Raw genomic sequence first — 16,551 nt, forward strand, 5'->3', positions numbered from 1 at the left:
GTCGCTGCGAGATACCCCGCCGCCAGAACCGACGAGACCGAAAGCATCCATCGCCGGCCGCCTGGACTCCTCAAGTGGCGGATCCGCACATTGCTGGGCGCGTAGGTAGAGAGGACATCTTGGACTCTTGCTGCGAGGCGGATCGAGAGTGCGAGGATCATGACGGTCATCCCTTCGAGCGTTGGGCGTGGATCGTGTCGATCTATCAGATGTAACGGACTTGGGTCAGGTCACGGGTCTTCTGTCGCCGTCCTGTGGACAACTCCACGGTGGAACCAGCCTGTGCAAAAGTCACCGGCCGACACCCGATTCCGTGACTGCGTCTACCCGGGTCGCCTTCTGCTCAGCTGCACGAGTGATCGCGTCGACACGTCGGATCGCCGCTCGGGCTCGGACCCGGTCTTGCCGCTGAGCGTCCTTCTCCGGCGACGGGCCCAAGGGCCGAGGTCCGCTGATTCCGTAGCGGTCACGGTACGCAGCCACGGTACGTACTTCCCTAATCCAGCGGCGGACGTCAGCTTCTGACTCCGGCCGGTCCCCAAGGCTGAGCAGCCAAGGCTCCTTGACGCTAATGGCGCGCTCGACGAGGTCGGCGGACCGGCGCTCTATTTCGGCTTGTCGCTCTTCAAGCGCTCGCCGCCTTTCGGGGTCCGCCACCTGGGCCGCTGGTGGGATGAGACCAACGATCAGATTCGGGATGACGCGTCGACTGCCGAACCGGCGTGGCTGTGCGGTGGCGTGGTGGAGTCGGCTGATCAGCACGGCCCCGATGTCGTGGGCGTCGGCGAGCCCCCGGTTCGCGACGAGTCTGGGCAGCAAACCATCGAGGTCGTAGCCGTGGGCTTCGGCGCGGCGGAACTCTGCGGTCAGCGGGGCAAAGGAGTCGGAAGCCAGGAGTCGTTCGACGTCGGCGTCGTCCAGGCCGATCTCGTGGACCAACTTCGTCCATCGATCGTGTTGGGCGTCGGCGGCGATGGTCTCGTACTCAGCGGCAAGTTGGGCGATGGAAGACCAGTGTTCGTGCTCGGCCTCGATCATCTGGTGCGCAGACAACTCGGCACCGGAGCGCTTGAGGATCCCGTACAGCACCGTCCGTGCGGAGATCTCGCCCTCCTGGGGCGGAGTGTGGGTGTCGTCGGGGTCGTCGAGCGCGACGTAGACGGTGTTCGACCGACGGCCGCGGGTCATCGAGACATACAGGTTCTCCCGATTGGTCCGACCGGATGCGACCACGTGGGCGGTATCCACTGTCATGCCCTGGGCCCGGTGAGCTGTAGTGGCGTAGCCGAGGTCCACGCTCGCGCGGACGTATGCCGCGGGCAGCACCACTGCACCCGCGTTCTTCTGGTCGAGGCGGGTGGCCAGGACGGACCCGTCGGGCAGGACGTCGGTGATCCGCCACCGGTCGCCGTTGCGGACCCACCCACCGCGAAGAGATCGGAGATGGCGCTGGTTGCGGCGGGTGATGATCACATCCCCGACCGACGCATGGTTCCCGTCAGCGAGCTCGACCTCACGGCTCGCTTCGGTCTCGCCGGTGAGGATGCGTTCGGCACGGGCCCGCTGGTTGAGTCGAGTGACGGTGGCGGTTGCTTCGGTGACCAGCACACTCGACAGTCCGGCCCGGTTGTCGGTGCGCCAGGCGTAGTACGCGGCGTCGGTCGTCTCTTCGGTGCTGCCACTACGGATGCGGTCGTGGTGGAGGTAGGTGCCGATCACGTCGGTGTCGCCGACCCGCAACGCAGCGGTGGCGGTGGCTTCCCAGTCGTGGTCGAAGCGAAGGATCTCCACCAACTCGGGGGTGTCGTCACGCGAGGCGGCGAGCATCGAGAACGCACCACCGGCGTCGACCGACTGCAGTTGGGCCCAGTCCCCCACCAGGAGCACCTTCGCGCCAGCGTCGGCGGCCAGATCGGTGATCCGGTCCAGCGTGTTCGTGCTGGCCAGCGTGGCTTCGTCGATGATCACCAGCTGACCGGGGGTGAACTGGGCGCGGCCGTGGTCGTGCTCGTGGAGCCACTTCGCGGTGTTGTCACACACAATGCCCAGGTCGTCGGCCAGCACCTGCGCTGCGGCGGCCGACGGCGCCAGTCCGACCACCGAGCCGGGTCCGTGGGTGGTGGTCCAGGCGGCGTGCAGGGCGCGCATCGCAGTGGTCTTCCCGGCACCGGCTGGGCCGACCAGGAGATCGACCTGCCGGCCCGAGGTGGCGATCTGGGCCAGCGCGTTCGCTTGCCCGTCAGACAGGTGATGCCCGCACACGTCACGGCTGGTGGCGTCTTCGACCGTGGACAGGGAAGCCGCCGGTGCGGTCTTCGTGTTGGCGCGGACCAGGAGGCGATCCTCGGCGGCGAGGAGGTCAGCGGAGCTGAAGACCGCGGACTGGCGGGGTCGGAAGCGACTCGAGCCGTCCGACCATCGGAACGCTTCCGGACTCACCGCGAGTTCGGGCGGGGTGAGACGGATGGATGCCCCGGTGGCGGCGTCGACGATCATCGCGACGACGGCTTCCCGGTCTCGCGGGGTGGTGAAGCGCCACTCCATCGTCTGCCGCGATGCCTCGGCCCACAGGTTCCAGTGCCGCCAGGTCGATCGCCTCTCCCCCACCACCGCCACCACCTGACGTCCAACCTCAGTGACCATGTCGAACTGCACGTTCTCGGCACACAGTGTTGTCTTGGCCTCATGGCCGACCACCGAACGGGACCAGCCCGTGGGGTTCGAGCCCAGCAGGCCCTCGGCGCGGTCGTGCCAACCAGCGGTTAGCTCGGCCAGGGAGTGCAGTTCCTTCTCGGGGCGGGTGGCAATCGTCGCCCTCGCCCGGAGTTCGATGATCGTCTTCGTCGACGGCCGCCGGCCATGCTTTGCGGCGAACTCCACGATCAGCCGATCGGCCTCGACATCGACGTCGCGGGAACGGTTCGAGAACTCCGCGATCAGGCCTTCGTTGACGCCGGTGATCTCCAAGGCTTCGTTGCGGTCGGCGCCGCGGCCGCGGCGGTCCCAGGCGACTCCGAGCCGCCGGGTTAGCAGGTCGGCGAGCACTGCGTTGTAATGCTCGGAGATCGCGACGATGCTGCGGTGGATCGCGACGCTGTCCAGACTGCGCCACTTCTGGTCGTACACGGTGCGGACCTTGTTGGAAACCACCACGTGGGTGTGCAGTTGCGGATCACCGCAACGCGAATCCCAGTGGTCGTACGCCGTCGCCGCCACCCCGGCCACCTCGTGCTGCGCGACCGCACCGTTCCGGGCGTTCGCCCCTGCCCGGGTGACCGCCACTTCGCGCTCGAAGAACTCCAGCACCTCAGCGACCGCGTCGTGGTGCGCCTGCACCAGCTGCACCTGCAGGTCGGCGTCCGCAAGCCCCCACAGCACGGAGACCGACTTCGGCACACTGAACGTCAGATCGAACCCCGACACCGCAGTTTTCGGACCACGCACTTCCTCCTCGCGGGTGATCCGAGCGACCGCGTCCGCGCGTGCCTCTGTCGTCAGAGTAGCGTTGAGCCCGGCGATGCGGTTGTCGATCCGCTCCTGGATAGACGGATACGTCGGATAGCCCCGCCCCAGTCGTTCGCCGGTGATCGGGTCGCGGCCGTGCACCAGGAGCAGTTCGAGCTGCGACGGCATCACCTCTGCACCAGCTGTGAGTTGGCCACTGCCGAACTCGCGGACGCCAGAGCCCAACCAGACGCCGGGTGGAGTGCCGGCCTCGGTGTAGTAGCGCGTCATCGGGGTGCGCAGCGTCCGGTTACCGTCGCCCACGACGACGCTCTTGAGCAAATAGTCGCACCCGTGTCCGGGACTCATCTTCCGCAGCGAAACCGTCACCACCCACCTCCTCGAACACAAGGTGTGCCGGGTGTTCCACCTCGCTGTGCCAGAGGTGTGACCGGATTGAGCGGTGGGGCTGCGGAGCAGTCGATTTCGAGCGAGCGCGGGCGGTGGGCGGTGGCTGTGCACCTGGTCGATGAGGTGCACACAGGAGGAAACAAATGTTGCGCAAATCACATTTGACTGGCTCAATGGGGGGAGGCGGTGAGCTCGGTGCGACCGCTATCGGGGTGCCGTCGGCTGCTCTCTCGGGAACTTCCCGCGGGGGCGGATGGACTCGGCCATGACGAAACTCTCCGGAACGTTCTCGGTCGCGACGGCAGTATTTCTGCTCGCCGCAATGGCCGCCTGCGGCTCGGACTCCGACGCCGAACCAGCTCCGAAACCGTCCACCAGCGCGTCCTCCTCTCCGGCCAGCCCCACTCCCTCGACGGCGGGTTCCCCAGAGGACTCCGCAGCCACCGCGGCCGAAGGTGCCGTCGCTGACTACTACGCGCTCACCGATCTCTTGCTCCAGGACGACACTGTCTCGCTCGACCGTCTGGAGGAGGTCGCGATCAGCACCCAGCTCTCGGCGCAGAAGAACTTCCTGACGACCGAGCGTGCTGCTGGAACCCAGCAGCGCGGTGACACGAAGATCGCCGAGACCACGGTGCAGTCGGTCAGCTTGGACAACTCGGACCCGAAGGTCGGCCGCGTCCCGTCGGTGACGATCGACGTCTGTTGGGACGTCAGTGCCGTCGACGTCGTGGATGCCTCCGGCAAATCGATGGTTCCCGCTGACCGGCCTGACCGCGGATGGACTCGACTGACCGTCGCGAACTACACCTGGGACACCGATCCCGACACGGGCTGGCGCGTTGCTGGCGGCGAAGACCTGGAGAAGACCCCGTGCGCCGGGTGAGTACGCGGCTCGTCGCGCTACTGCCCCTCCTCGTCGGGTGCCTGATCGGCATCGCTGCTTCCCCGGCTGCCGCAGATTCCAAGACCGTCTGCCAGCAGACACACCCGACCACCGGCAAGTGCCTGGTGTGGGTGGTCGTCGAGGTGCCAGGCAACGAGAACGTCGACGACGGCCCAAAAGACACCGGCTCCGGCCAGAGCTGCTACTGGGACGGCACGAAGCAGGGCATCAGCAAGCCACCACCAGGACCGGTCCCCTGCACTTCGGAGTACGGCTACTGGTCGAACACCTATCGCTGCTACATCCGCCTCCTCGACCCTCAACCGCCAGCCGGCGACCCGGCTTGGGAGGGGCATGAGCCTGGCGATGGGGCGGTGTATGACTGCTACCAGCCGCAGGTCCATCTGCTCATCCACATCTGGGCTGATAGCCCTCCGGAGAACTCGGGCACAGGGCCGAGCCCGCGCGACGTCGCGCAGTTGGCCATCGACGATATGGCACTACGCGCGATCGACGTCGGGATCACGCCAGAGCCAGGAGCGAATCGGGTCGGGTTGGTCGGGATGCCGGTGTGGATGTGGGCGGCCAACCCTGACGACCACACCTACGGACCGATCACCGCCACCGCCAGCGCAGGTGGGATCACGATCACCGCGACGGCGAACGTGCAGAAGGTGACGTGGCAGATGGGCGACGGCACCACCATCGAGTGCCGAACGGCAGGGACGCCGTACACGGCCGCCTACGGAAAGAAGTCGTCACCGGACTGCGGTCACGTCTACACGAAGTCGAGCGCCGGAGAGCCCGGTGGCACCTACACGGTGACGGCAACGTCGTCGTGGGTGATCACGTGGGAGGGCGCCGGTCAGACCGGAACCATCCGTCTCGACGGCCTGCAGAGGTCGGTCGAGATCACCGTCGGAGAGGCACAGGTGCTCGTGGAGTAGCGGGCAGCGGCGAGAGGGCAGACGAAGATGAGCAGCACCGCGACACGGTATGAGCGATCGCAGGTTCCCCCTCCGGTCTCTGCCGAGCCACCGTTGCCTCCACCTCCGAAGCTGCGACGACGTCCAGCCCTCATCGCTGCTGCGGTGGTGTCGATCTGCCTGGGTGCGATCCTCGGCGGTTGGGCATGGACTGCCACGACCAACACCCAAGAAGTCCTCGCCGCACGTGCCGACATCGAGCGCGGGGCGATCATCGAGGCCGACGACCTGGTCCGGGTCCGGGTCAACAGCGACCCCGCCTTAAAACCGGTCGGTGCGAGTTCTTTGGACTCGGTCGTCGGGCAGCGCGCCGCCGTCGACATCGCGGCCGGTTCGCTGCTGACGCCCTCGTCGTACGCCGACTCGGTAGTGCCGGCCGAGGAGATGTCGGTCGTCGGCGTCGCGCTCACGTCGTCGCAGGCACCCGGGATGAATCTGCAGACGGGTGATCGGGTGCGGGTAGTCGCAACACCTGCTGAGGGCAGTGAGGCTCCGACTGGTGTTCCCTCGTTCAGCGAGGCCGAGGTGGTCGGCGTTCGAGTCTCTGATGACACCGGTCAGCTCGTCGTGGATCTCTTGGTCCCCCGCGCCGAGGCGGCCGCTCTGGCCGCCCAGATCGCGACCGGGAACGTCGCGATCGTGCTGGACTCCAGGGCGCGGTGACGTCATGGCTGTCATTGCGCTCTGCTCTGCGTCCGGCTCCCCGGGAGTCACGACGACCGCACTCGGGATAGCGTTGCTGTGGCCACGACCGGTGCTGCTGGTCGAAGCGGACGCCACCGGAGGGTCCGGCATCTTGGCGGGCTACTTCCGCGGCATCAAGTCCTACGACCGGGGCCTGGTCGAACTGGCCCTCTCGGCTGACGACGTGGCCGACCTGCTGCCCCGCATCGCACAACCGATCGGGTCCTCGACCGCTGCGTTCATCCCCGGCCCACGGGCCCACACCCAGGCACCGGCACTCACCGGACTCTGGGGCCCGCTGATGACGGCGCTGCAGGATCTCGAAGCGACTGGCCAGGACGTCATCGTCGATTGTGGTCGCCTCGGTCTGGTCGGGTGGCCAGAGCCCGTGCTCGCCGAGTCAGATCTCTCCTTGATCCTGTGTCGAACGCACCTGCCTGCCATCGCGGCCACCCGGTCATGGGCCGAAGCCGTCCAGCGTGGTCATCCGGCGTGGGCGAACCCTGGCGTGATGCTCGTGGGCGAGGGGCAGCCGTATTCGGCCAGGGAGGTCAGCAACGTTCTCGGGCTGCCGGTCCATGCAGTGGTCACCGACGATCCGGAGTCCGCAGCGGTCTTGCACCGCGGCGTGAGGATCCCTGACCGGTTCGATCGCAGGCCGTTGGTTCGCAGCCTTCAGGCCGCGATCTCCGCGATCCACGCCGCTGTGAACGCGCGGCGCAATGGCCTCGGCGCGGAGGTGCTCTCCGATGTCCAGTGACCACCTCGTCCGTCCCACCAACGCCGATCCGCGGCTGATCGACCTGCCGCTGTTCGGCCAACCGCTGCCCAGTACCTCCGCTACGACTCCCCCGCAGCCGCCAGATCCGCCAGTTGCTTCGTCATACGACGCCGCAGACATCGACTGGGGCGTCGTCGCCTCGCTGCGCACCCTCGCCTCGAAGCAGTTGAGTCAGGCGGTGAGCGCCGAGTCGTCCCGCCTGGACAAGACAGCGCAGACAGAGTTGGGTCGCGCCATCGTGCTGGATCTGATCGAGTCGACGATGGCCGACCGGGTCAACGACGGGCGCGGCGCTTGGAGCTCAACAGCCCAGGCGGCTCTGGCCCAGGCTGTGTTCGACTCCCTGTTCCGGCTTGGCCGGCTGCAGCCTCTGGTCGACGACGACCGGGTCGAGAACATCATCATCGCCGGGCACGACAACGTCATGCTCGAACTCATCGACGGATCTCTCATCGAGGGACCACCCGTCGCCGACTCCGATGCCGAACTGATCGACTTCCTGGTCTTCCTCGCTTCGCGCAGCGAGGTCAACGCTCGCGGGTTCTCCAAAGCACAACCTCGCCTGCACCTGCGGCTCGACGGTGGCTCGCGACTCGCGGCAGCAGCGTGGGTGACACCTCGGCCATCAGTGGTTATCCGACGGCACCGACTGATGCAGGTCACCCTCGACGACCTTGTCGAGCGCGGGATGCTCTCCCCGCTGCTTGCCTCGTTCCTGCGTGCCGCCGTCCGTGCCCGCAAGTCCATCGTGGTGTCGGGCTGCCAAGGTGCCGGGAAGACGACTCTCGTGCGTGCTCTGTGCAGCGAAATCGATGAGCATGAGGCGATCGGCACGTTCGAGACCGAGTACGAACTCCACCTCAACGAACTGGGCCGTCACAAGATCGTGCACGCCTGGGAAGCACGCCCCGGCTCCGGCGAGCGTGGCGCTGACGGTCGCCTGGCCGGCGAGTTCAACCTCGACGAGGCGCTGATCGACTCGTTCCGGTTCAACCTGTCGCGCCAGATCGTCGGCGAGGTCCGCGGCCGGGAGATCTGGGCGATGATCAAGGCGATGGAGTCCGGCACCGGTTCCATCTCAACCACCCACGCCTCTGATGCCGTTGCGGCGATTCGCAAGCTCGTCACGTGCGCGATGGAGGCGGGACCGCACGTCACCCACGAACTGGCGACGAGCAAGCTCGCATCGACCATCGACCTGATCGTTCAGCTGGATCTCACCACCGAGCGTGCAGCGGACGGCTTCCAGCGGCGCCGCTGCGTGCGTGAGGTGATCGCGGTCGCTCCGGGCGAACGCGAGACCGGCTACGCCACGACACACCTGTTCTCCCCCGATGCCTCCGGAACCGCGCGGCCCGCGATCCTTCCCGAGGAGTACCGAGCGCTGGCGTCCTGCGGATTCGACCTCGGCAGCTTCCTCAGCGAGCAGCAGGTGCTGTCGTGATCGCCCTGGTGCCGGCCGTCGCGGGAGCGCTGATCGTCGCCGGAATCATCGGGTTGGTCGTCGGCCTGAAACCGGCGCCGGTGCGGCCGCCGCGGTCTCGTCCGGTTCGGCGCAAGCCGATGAGCGGTGCCACGAAGCGCCTGCTGCTGGTGGGCGTGGTCGGCGGGTGCCTGGCGTGGCTGGTGACGGGGTGGGCGCTCGCGCTGGTCGCCGTGCCGATGGCTTGCGTGGGTGTGCCGATGCTGCTGTCCACCTCCGGAGCGGCGGCTCGCATCGACCGTCTGGAGGCGATGGAGGAATGGACGCGGTCGCTGTCTGGGGTTCTCACGGTGGGCATCGGGTTGGAGCAGGCGTTGGTGACCACTGAACGATCGACCCCGAGTGCGATCCGGCCGGAGGTGCAGCGCCTGGTCGCGCGTTTGCGTTCGCGGTGGAACACCGAGGAAACGATCCGGGCGTTCGCTGACGAGCTCGATGACGCGACCGGTGATCTGGTGGCTGCGAACCTGATCCTCGCGGCGAGACGTCGGGGCGCTGGGCTGGCGCAGGTTCTGGAAAGTCTGGCCGAGTCGGTCTCTGCCGACGTGCGTGCTCGACGTCAGATCGAGGCCGATCGGACCAAGCCTCGCGCCACTGCCCGGTGGGTGACGATCATCAGCGTCGGAGTCCTGGTGATCCTTGCGATCTCCGGGACGTACGTCGAGCCGTACCGCAGCCCGCTGGGGCAGGTCATCCTGGTGACGTTGCTGGCCGCGTACGTCGCGACGTTGGTGTGGATGAAGCGAATGGCGATCGGGAAACCGTTGGCACGCTTCCTTGTCGGCACGACGGGACCTCTGGGGCGGGCATCGTGATCGCGGGCCTGCCCTTGGCAATGGCGGCCGGGGCGCTGCTGATGCTCGGCGGCGTGCTGCTGGTCGCGCGGTTGCTACCGGTTCAGGTGGATCTCGCCGAGGCTCTCGGGCGGCTCACACCGTCCCGGCACGCCGATCTGGCTGCCACCACCGAGTCAACCTCGGGCAAGGAACGCCTCGGCGTGTGGGCGATCCGGGTGCTTCCTCCCGGGATGTGGGTGCGCACGCCGACTCGGGAACTGGCGCTGCTGCGGATCCCCCTGGCCAAGTTCTACGGCGACAAGCTCACGTTCGCCGCCCTCGGGCTGGTGGCACCGCCCCTGCTCGGCGCCTTCTTCGAGGTCTTGGGCATCGGGCTGCCATTGATGGTGCCGGCGTTCGCCTCGGTCGCGCTGTCGGCGGTGTGCTTCTTCATCCCGAACTACAACGCCATCGACGACGCGAAGCGAGCGCGGGTGGAGTTCGCGCGGGCGCTTGGCGCCTACATCGACCTGGTGGCCCTGGAGCGCCACAACGGCTCCGGCGTCCGTCAAGCGATGGAGTCCGCTGCTGAAGTGGCGGACTCGTGGGTGTTCCGGCGGCTCAGTGAGGAGCTCGGTCGGTCCCGCTGGTCGGGGCTTCCACCGTGGGATGCGCTGCATGCGTTGGCTGAGGAGCTTGGGCTGCCCGAGTTGGAGGACTTCGCCGACATCATGCGGCTCTCCGGCGAGGAGGGTGCCGCGGTCTACGGCAACCTGCGTGCCCGGTCCGCCGCGATGCGCACGGCGATGCTCAACGCCGAAGTCGCCCAGGCCAACGCGGTCGGCGAACGGATGACGATCCCCGGCTCTCTACTCGGAGTCATCTTCATGGCGCTGCTCGTGGCGCCGTCCCTGCTGCGCATGTTCAGCGGCACCTGATTGTGAGAAGGAAGGAAGAAACCATGAAGCGACTGATGACGGCGGTCACGACGCTGATGCTCGTCTGGGAAGACCGACTGAAACGTGACGAGCGCGGCTCGGTCACCACTGAGCACGTCTTGTGGGCGGTGGCGGTGATCGCCATCGTCGGGATCGTGGTCGCGGCGGTGAAGACCTTTGTCGAGATCCAGGCCGGCAAGATCAACTGAGCGACGACGGGATCAGCGTGGTTCGGTCTCGATCGAACTCGTGATTCTGCTGCCGGCGCTGTTCGCGGTCCTCTTCCTGGGGATGCAGGCCGCGCTCTACTACCACGCCCGAACGGTCGCGATTGCCGCCGCGCAGGAGGGTGCGCGAGCAGCCGGGGCGGAGACCGGAAGCGAATCTCGCGGTGTCGACGCTGCCAACGCGTTCATCGATGACATCGGCAACGACGTCCTCCAACACGCCGTCGCCCAAGCAGAACGTACGGCGACCACGGCCACCGTGGTTGTCGAGGCGCGCAGCCTCAGCGTGATCCCCGGCTGGAACCCTGTGATCCGACAGAGCGCCACCGTCCCCGTCGAACGGGTGACCGCCCCATGAAGCGCCGAGATGACCGCGGATCCGCTTCAGTCGAGGCCGCCATCGCCGTTCCGGCCTTCGCCCTGTTCGTGGGCCTCATCATCTTCGGCGGCCGCACCGCTGTCGTCCGTCACTCCGTGGAGTCGGCCGCCGCTGATGCCGCGCGTTCGGCCTCCATCCTGCGCGTCGAGGCCGATGCCAAGAAGGCAGCGAAGGACGCGGCCGTCACCAACCTCGCGAACCAGGGCATCAACTGCCTGCGCGTTGACGTCGACATCGACACTCAGCAGTTCTCCCGCGATGTCGGCACGCCAGCACAGGTCGACGTGACCGTGTCGTGCCTTCTCGACCTCTCAGATCTGTCCGTGCCCGGAGTGCCTGGCACCCGGACCATTTCGGCCACGATGACCAGCCCGATCGACACGTGGCGGGAGCGGTCACCATGACTCGACGCCACAATGAACGCGGCTCGATCAGCATCTGGGTCGTCACCGCGACCATCGTGATGATGACGCTGGTCGGCCTGGCCGTCGACCTCGGCGGTCAGGTCCACGCGCAGCAGCGCGCTCACGACGTCGCTGCCCAAGCAGCCCGCGCCGGTGGACAGCAGGTGGAGGCAGCCCCGGCGGTGGAAGGCCGGTACGTCGCTCTCGACACCGCTGCTGCCCGACGCGCCGCCGAGCAGTACCTGGCCGCAGCCGGGGTCGAGGGAACCGTCATGATCACCGGCGGCACCACCCTGGTCGTCCACGTCACCGACATCTACGAAGCGACTTTCCTCTCTATGGTCGGCATCGGGGATCTCACGGTGACCGGTGACGCGTCAGCACGCCTGATCAGAACTACTGGAGGAGTCGAGCGATGAATCGCACCCATTCCCGTGCCCGAGGGCTTGTTGCCGCCCTCCTGATCGTGGCCGCGCTCGCCGGCGTGCCGGTGCTGCTCGTCGCGCTCGGTGCAAAGCCGTGGACTATCGACCTGGCCGATCTGCGGCTCAGGCTGCTGAGCCCGGATGACGGCAGCGTCGCGCTCATCATCATCGGCGCCACCGCATGGATCGCGTGGGCTGTGATGGCCTTCTGCCTGCTCACCGAGATCGTCGCTGCCGTTCGTGGTGTGCGCGCACCACGGCTGCGAGGTCTCGGAGCCGGGCAGCATTTGGCGTCCCAATTGGTTGCTTCGGCCGCCGTCCTGTTCGCCGTCGCACAACCGCTCAGCCTCACCCTCGCCGCAGCGCCAGCTCATGCCGACAACATCACCGAAGTCCAGACCACCCCTCCTGCTGCATCACTTGCAGAACCAATCGCTGAGGCCACCCCGCCTCCAGCCCTACCTGCGAAGTCCGCTCCTGCGACGGACTCGTACACCACCCGCGCACATGACAGCCTGTGGAAGATCGCCGAAGCCCACCTCGGCGACGGCACTCGATTCACCGAGATCGTCGACCTCAACCCCGACCTGTTCCCCGACGGACCGGGATTCCTCACCGCAGGAACGGTGCTGCAACTCCCCGCGAGCGAAGCCACCACGGCGGTCGATCCCGAGGACAGCCCCTACGTGGTCGAGCCCGGCGACACGTTGTGGGACATCGCCGACGAGAAACTCGGCGACCCGACCCGCTACGACGAGATCTTCGAAGCCTCCGACGACATCATCCAACCCGATGGCCACACATTGACCGATCCCGACCTGATCTACCCGGGCTGGGAACTCGAGATCCCCGACGACGCGCCACGCGTCGACGAGACGCCGCAGGAGACCACCCCCAGGGACTCGACCCCGAACCCACCTCCGCAGACTGCCCCGACTGTTCCTCCGGAATCCACACCGGCTCCCCCACCCCCCGACGTCGAATCACCGGCAAACACGGCTGTCGAGGAACAATCCAGCGACCTCGACGAGAACTCCGCTACACCCACCTGGTTGCTTCCCGGACTCACCGGTGCCGGCACCGTCCTCGCAGGATCCCTCTTCCTCGTCCTGCGTGCCCACCGCCGTACCCAACTGCGCTACCGGAGCCCCGGCGAAGTGATCGAGCCGCCTCCCCAGGAACTGGTTGCCGTCGAAAAGACCGCACGCCTCAGCGCCGGCACGGTACTCCGACTCCAGGACCTCGACCGCCTGCTACGGCACCTCGCCGACGGACTGGAGTTGACTCGGCAGCCGCAACCTCATCTCCAGCACATCGAGCTCGCCGACCGGTGCGTGACTCTCCACCTCGCCGGACCGGCCGCGCCACCGCCCGGATGGGGTGGCACGGACGATGCGTGGACCTTCGAGCTCGACCAACCGCTCCCCGACCCCGAAAGTCCGGCGCCCTGGCCGCTGCTGTGCACCATCGGCGCCACTGACGACGGGTACCCGGTGCTGGCCAACCTGGAAGAACTCGGCACCATCACGCTCACCGGTGACCAGGAAGCAGCAACTGCGCTCGCGCGATCCATGACGGCCGAACTCACGCTCAGCCCGTGGGGCATTCTCACCGACATCGACACGGTCGGCGTCGCCACCGAACTCGCCGACCTCGATCCGGTGCGACTCCACCACCACGAGCCGGACGACGTCGGCTTCCTCGACCGCCTCTCGGCTGAGCTTGCGACCCGAGGTGACAACGAGCCTGAGATGTTCCATGCCGTCATCGCGAGCGACGTCGATGCGGCCGAGCCGCTGATCCGCGTCATCGCCGACAGCACCGGCCGGCTCGGCGCCACTGTGGTGACCTCAAGCAACTCCCCTGTCACCGATTCTGTCTCGTTCCATTTGACCGGGGACAGCCGCCTGCACATCCAAGATCTCGGACTCCACCTCACCAGCGCTGGACTCACGGCCGACGAGGCTGCCGCGACCGCAGCCATCGTCGCCGTCACCCGCGACGCTGCACCCGTACCCACGCCTGTCCATGACGCCCAAGAACCAGCATGGCGTGCGGCGACGGACCGCTCGGGGAATCTCGTGACGGCATACGCCGACGCCCCGCCCTCCGTGCAGGAAGTCGTGCACACAGCTGACGACATCGCCGATACTGCACCTGAACCCGAGACCGTGGATGAGACCTCCGGCCCCTCGCATCAGAAATCATCTGTGGCGCTCGACCCCACGCTCGACCATGACGTCGCCGCCTGGTTCGACGCCGACAGCCGGGTCCCGAAGCTGCACCTACTGGGACCGGTGCGCGCCACGGCACACGGCAACCCAGCCGCAGTCGCGCGGCGCAAGCCGCACTACGTCGAACTTCTCACCTACCTGGCACTCCACCCTGAAGGGGTCTCATCCCAGCAGGTCGCTGAGGCGTTCTCGATGAGCAAGGATCGTGTCCGCATCGACATCGGCGTGGTCCGCAAGTGGCTAGGCGAGAACCCTCGCACCAGCCGCCCCTACCTGCCGCCCGCAGCACAATCTCGCGCCGCCGGCGAGGCGGGAGTCTGGACCTACCAAGTCGACGACGTACTCGTCGACGCGGACCTGTTCCGACGCCTCCGAGCCCGCGGCCAATCCAGAGGCGACGACGGCCAACAGGACTTCGACACCGCCCTCCGTCTCGTCCAGGGTCCGCCGTTCGCCGACCTCCGCGAAACCGGTTGGAGCTGGCTACTCGATGCCGATTCTCGCGACGACGAGATCCTGGCTTGCTCGATCGTCGACGTCGCACACGACGTCGTCACCGCTGCGCTGCGCAGAGAGGACGTCGATCGAGCTGCCCAGGCGGTCGAGACTGCGACAGTGGCCTCGCCCTATGACGAGATCGCGCGCGTCGATCGTGCAGCGGTGCTGGTAGCGCAGGGGCACGAGGACGCAGCCCGAGAGTTCCTCGCAGCCGCAGTCCACAACCGGAGCGATGACTCCCTTGGGCCATTAGAAGTCTCCATACGGACCTCCGTTGAGTTGAGCCAGGGCACGAAAAGACCGAAGGATTGAAGCCCTTGACACCTCCACGAGGCGTTAGGTGAACCAGCTGCTCGCCTTCAACCGAGGAGAGGTATGGAAGACTGACCCACTTCTGCGGGACACCTTGGCGAGACGGGCCCTGACCGGCCGGTCGTCAAAATTGCCCCTTGGCGAGTTGCTCGCCTCGCTGAGTTCCGACTAGCGGCGCCAATTGCGAGGGACGTCCTTCTCAGGCATGCGGTTCGGACGCTGCAGCGTCCCCTCGGCGGCGGATGCGAACCAATCGAACCAACGTTGGAGGAAGTCGTCGCAATCGCCAGCGTCGATGCGTGTCATTCCCCAGGCGATCTGACGCGTGCCCATCACGGATCCGAGAGCGTGGTGCAAGGCGTTCTCGCCCAGGTCGTTCATCGCGAAGGGTTCCTGATCGCGGAAGCCAGTGCGGTTCATCATTGGTATGTCCATGAAGGCCGTTTCGAACCACGCGTACTCGCCCTCGACGAAAGCATCAGCGAAGTAGAGCGAGTGGCTACGCCCAATCCACTGTTGGTCGCCTTCGGTCCGCTTCGGCGTGAGCAGGCTCAGTGTTGACGTCGCCACGATGTCGAAGGAGATCTCAGGTCTGAACGGAGTCTGAAACGCTGGGTAGGAGAGACCGAGCATTGCATCGTTCAGTTCGATCGACCAGTGCTTGTCATGCCGAACGACCACCGTCGCAGCACTCAGGTACTCGTTGACGATCTCGTGGAACTGGTCGCTGATCCGCCACCACGATGCCGTCGCTGCGGCGAACAGGTCTTGACGGCGTTCAAACTCGGTCTGCTCCCGGGCGGTCTCCGCGTCAGCCGCCGCTCGACGCTGGACCACCGCATGGTTGGCTGACGCGAGACGCGACCACCGAGAGTCGGCAGCGCGCTCCTGCGCCTTTCTCAATCGTGCCAGTAGGTTCGCAGCGGTGGGTCGCGCCTCGGGGGCCTTGAACATGCATTCCTGAACCAACGCGGCGAGCGCCGGGCCGACGGTCATAGAGGGAGAATCCGAGTGCAGATGCGCCTCGCGGAGGTCCTCCCACGTCATCCCATCGAAGGGAAGGTGTTGCTCAAACAACTCGAACGCCAGCACGCCGAAGGCGTAGACGTCGGTAGCTGGCGTCGCGTGCTTGGCCAGCCATTGTTCCGGTGCGGCGTACGGGCCAGACATGAAGTGCTTTCGCGTCTCTCCGGACTCAGTTGCTGCGTCGGCGTATCGAGAGATCCCGAAGTCGGCGAGGCACCAAGCCCCGTTCAGACGCAGTACGTTCTCGGGCTTGATGTCCCGGTGAACAACCACGCCGTCCAGGTCTGTCAGTGCGATTGCGACATCGATCAGAACGGCAAGCGCGTCCGCTTGTGAGAGCGGCCCGGCCTGATCGATGTGATCGCGCAGGGATGTCTCGGCCAGGGGCATGACGAGGACGTACTCGTCTCCGACTTCGCCGGAGTCGACGACCGGAACGACGTTGCGCACGCCGTCGAGTTCGGCCAGCAACATCTCTCGTGATGCACCCGGCTGCTTCTTAACGAACTTCGCTGCGTGCACCACGCCGCCTCCGTCGGTTGCCTCCACGACGCGAGCGAACCCGCCTCCGCCGATCTGAGTGCCGAAGATCCACGGCTGGTTCAACTCATCTCCCACGGGGAACCAGTCTAGGTCTTGCGTCCGACACGTTGAGGT

At 66.7% G+C, this 16,551-nt stretch carries 14 protein-coding genes; 12 read left to right on the forward strand and 2 right to left on the reverse strand.

What is annotated here, in order from left to right:
* Positions 1–291 precede the first annotated feature (291 nt).
* Positions 292–3,834 (reverse strand): MobF family relaxase, encoded by a 3,543-nt coding sequence (gene mobF / locus FNM00_RS04625; protein ID WP_221933582.1) that lies wholly within the window; start codon positions 3,832–3,834, stop codon positions 292–294.
* A gap of 286 nt (positions 3,835–4,120) precedes the next feature.
* On the opposite strand from mobF, the gene FNM00_RS04630 reads away from it, so the two are divergent.
* The 12 genes from FNM00_RS04630 to FNM00_RS04685 all read left to right on the forward strand — a co-directional run bounded on the left by FNM00_RS04630 (position 4,121) and on the right by FNM00_RS04685 (position 14,868).
* Complete coding sequence (locus tag FNM00_RS04630) at positions 4,121–4,741, forward strand: hypothetical protein (protein WP_143911905.1); 621 nt, start codon at positions 4,121–4,123, stop codon at positions 4,739–4,741.
* Positions 4,729–5,688 (forward strand): hypothetical protein, encoded by a 960-nt coding sequence (locus tag FNM00_RS04635; RefSeq protein ID WP_143911907.1) that lies wholly within the window; start codon positions 4,729–4,731, stop codon positions 5,686–5,688. Before FNM00_RS04630 ends, FNM00_RS04635 begins: the two co-directional genes overlap by 13 nt.
* A 147-nt stretch (positions 5,689–5,835) precedes the next feature.
* Positions 5,836–6,390, forward strand: a complete 555-nt coding sequence (locus tag FNM00_RS04640; RefSeq protein WP_246065054.1) for an SAF domain-containing protein — start codon at positions 5,836–5,838, stop codon at positions 6,388–6,390.
* 4 nt (positions 6,391–6,394) lie between these two features.
* Positions 6,395–7,171 (forward strand): CpaE/TadZ family protein, encoded by a 777-nt coding sequence (locus tag FNM00_RS04645; protein WP_143911910.1) that lies wholly within the window; start codon positions 6,395–6,397, stop codon positions 7,169–7,171.
* Positions 7,161–8,636 carry a TadA family conjugal transfer-associated ATPase gene (locus FNM00_RS04650; protein ID WP_143911912.1) on the forward strand — a complete coding sequence of 492 codons (1,476 nt, stop codon included), beginning with the start codon at positions 7,161–7,163 and terminating at the stop codon, positions 8,634–8,636. The genes FNM00_RS04645 and FNM00_RS04650 overlap by 11 nt, the downstream gene beginning before the upstream one ends.
* Positions 8,633–9,490, forward strand: coding sequence for a type II secretion system F family protein (locus tag FNM00_RS04655; protein ID WP_143911914.1), 858 nt, complete (start codon positions 8,633–8,635; stop codon positions 9,488–9,490). Before FNM00_RS04650 ends, FNM00_RS04655 begins: the two co-directional genes overlap by 4 nt.
* Positions 9,487–10,389, forward strand: coding sequence for a type II secretion system F family protein (locus FNM00_RS04660; RefSeq protein WP_143911915.1), 903 nt, complete (start codon positions 9,487–9,489; stop codon positions 10,387–10,389). Before FNM00_RS04655 ends, FNM00_RS04660 begins: the two co-directional genes overlap by 4 nt.
* Before the next feature lie 35 nt (positions 10,390–10,424).
* Complete coding sequence (locus FNM00_RS04665; RefSeq protein ID WP_246065055.1) at positions 10,425–10,598, forward strand: hypothetical protein; 174 nt, start codon at positions 10,425–10,427, stop codon at positions 10,596–10,598.
* Positions 10,567–10,974, forward strand: a complete 408-nt coding sequence (locus FNM00_RS04670; RefSeq protein WP_143911918.1) for a TadE/TadG family type IV pilus assembly protein — start codon at positions 10,567–10,569, stop codon at positions 10,972–10,974. Before FNM00_RS04665 ends, FNM00_RS04670 begins: the two co-directional genes overlap by 32 nt.
* The gene (locus FNM00_RS04675; protein WP_143911920.1) at positions 10,971–11,399 is read left to right on the forward strand and encodes a TadE family protein; all 429 of its coding nucleotides are present in this window, start codon (positions 10,971–10,973) and stop codon (positions 11,397–11,399) included. Before FNM00_RS04670 ends, FNM00_RS04675 begins: the two co-directional genes overlap by 4 nt.
* Positions 11,396–11,818 (forward strand): pilus assembly protein TadG-related protein, encoded by a 423-nt coding sequence (locus FNM00_RS04680; protein ID WP_143911922.1) that lies wholly within the window; start codon positions 11,396–11,398, stop codon positions 11,816–11,818. The genes FNM00_RS04675 and FNM00_RS04680 overlap by 4 nt, the downstream gene beginning before the upstream one ends.
* Entirely contained in the window at positions 11,815–14,868 is a 3,054-nt protein-coding gene (locus FNM00_RS04685; RefSeq protein WP_143911924.1) for a LysM peptidoglycan-binding domain-containing protein, read from the forward strand. Before FNM00_RS04680 ends, FNM00_RS04685 begins: the two co-directional genes overlap by 4 nt.
* A gap of 168 nt (positions 14,869–15,036) precedes the next feature.
* On the opposite strand, the gene FNM00_RS04690 is transcribed toward FNM00_RS04685, so the two are convergent.
* Positions 15,037–16,512, reverse strand: coding sequence for a serine/threonine-protein kinase (locus FNM00_RS04690; protein ID WP_185972973.1), 1,476 nt, complete (start codon positions 16,510–16,512; stop codon positions 15,037–15,039).
* Positions 16,513–16,551: the final 39 nt, after the last annotated feature.

Origin of the sequence: Aeromicrobium piscarium (assembly GCF_007421815.1) — a bacterium.
Taxonomy (GTDB): Bacteria; Actinomycetota; Actinomycetes; order Propionibacteriales; family Nocardioidaceae; genus Aeromicrobium; species Aeromicrobium piscarium.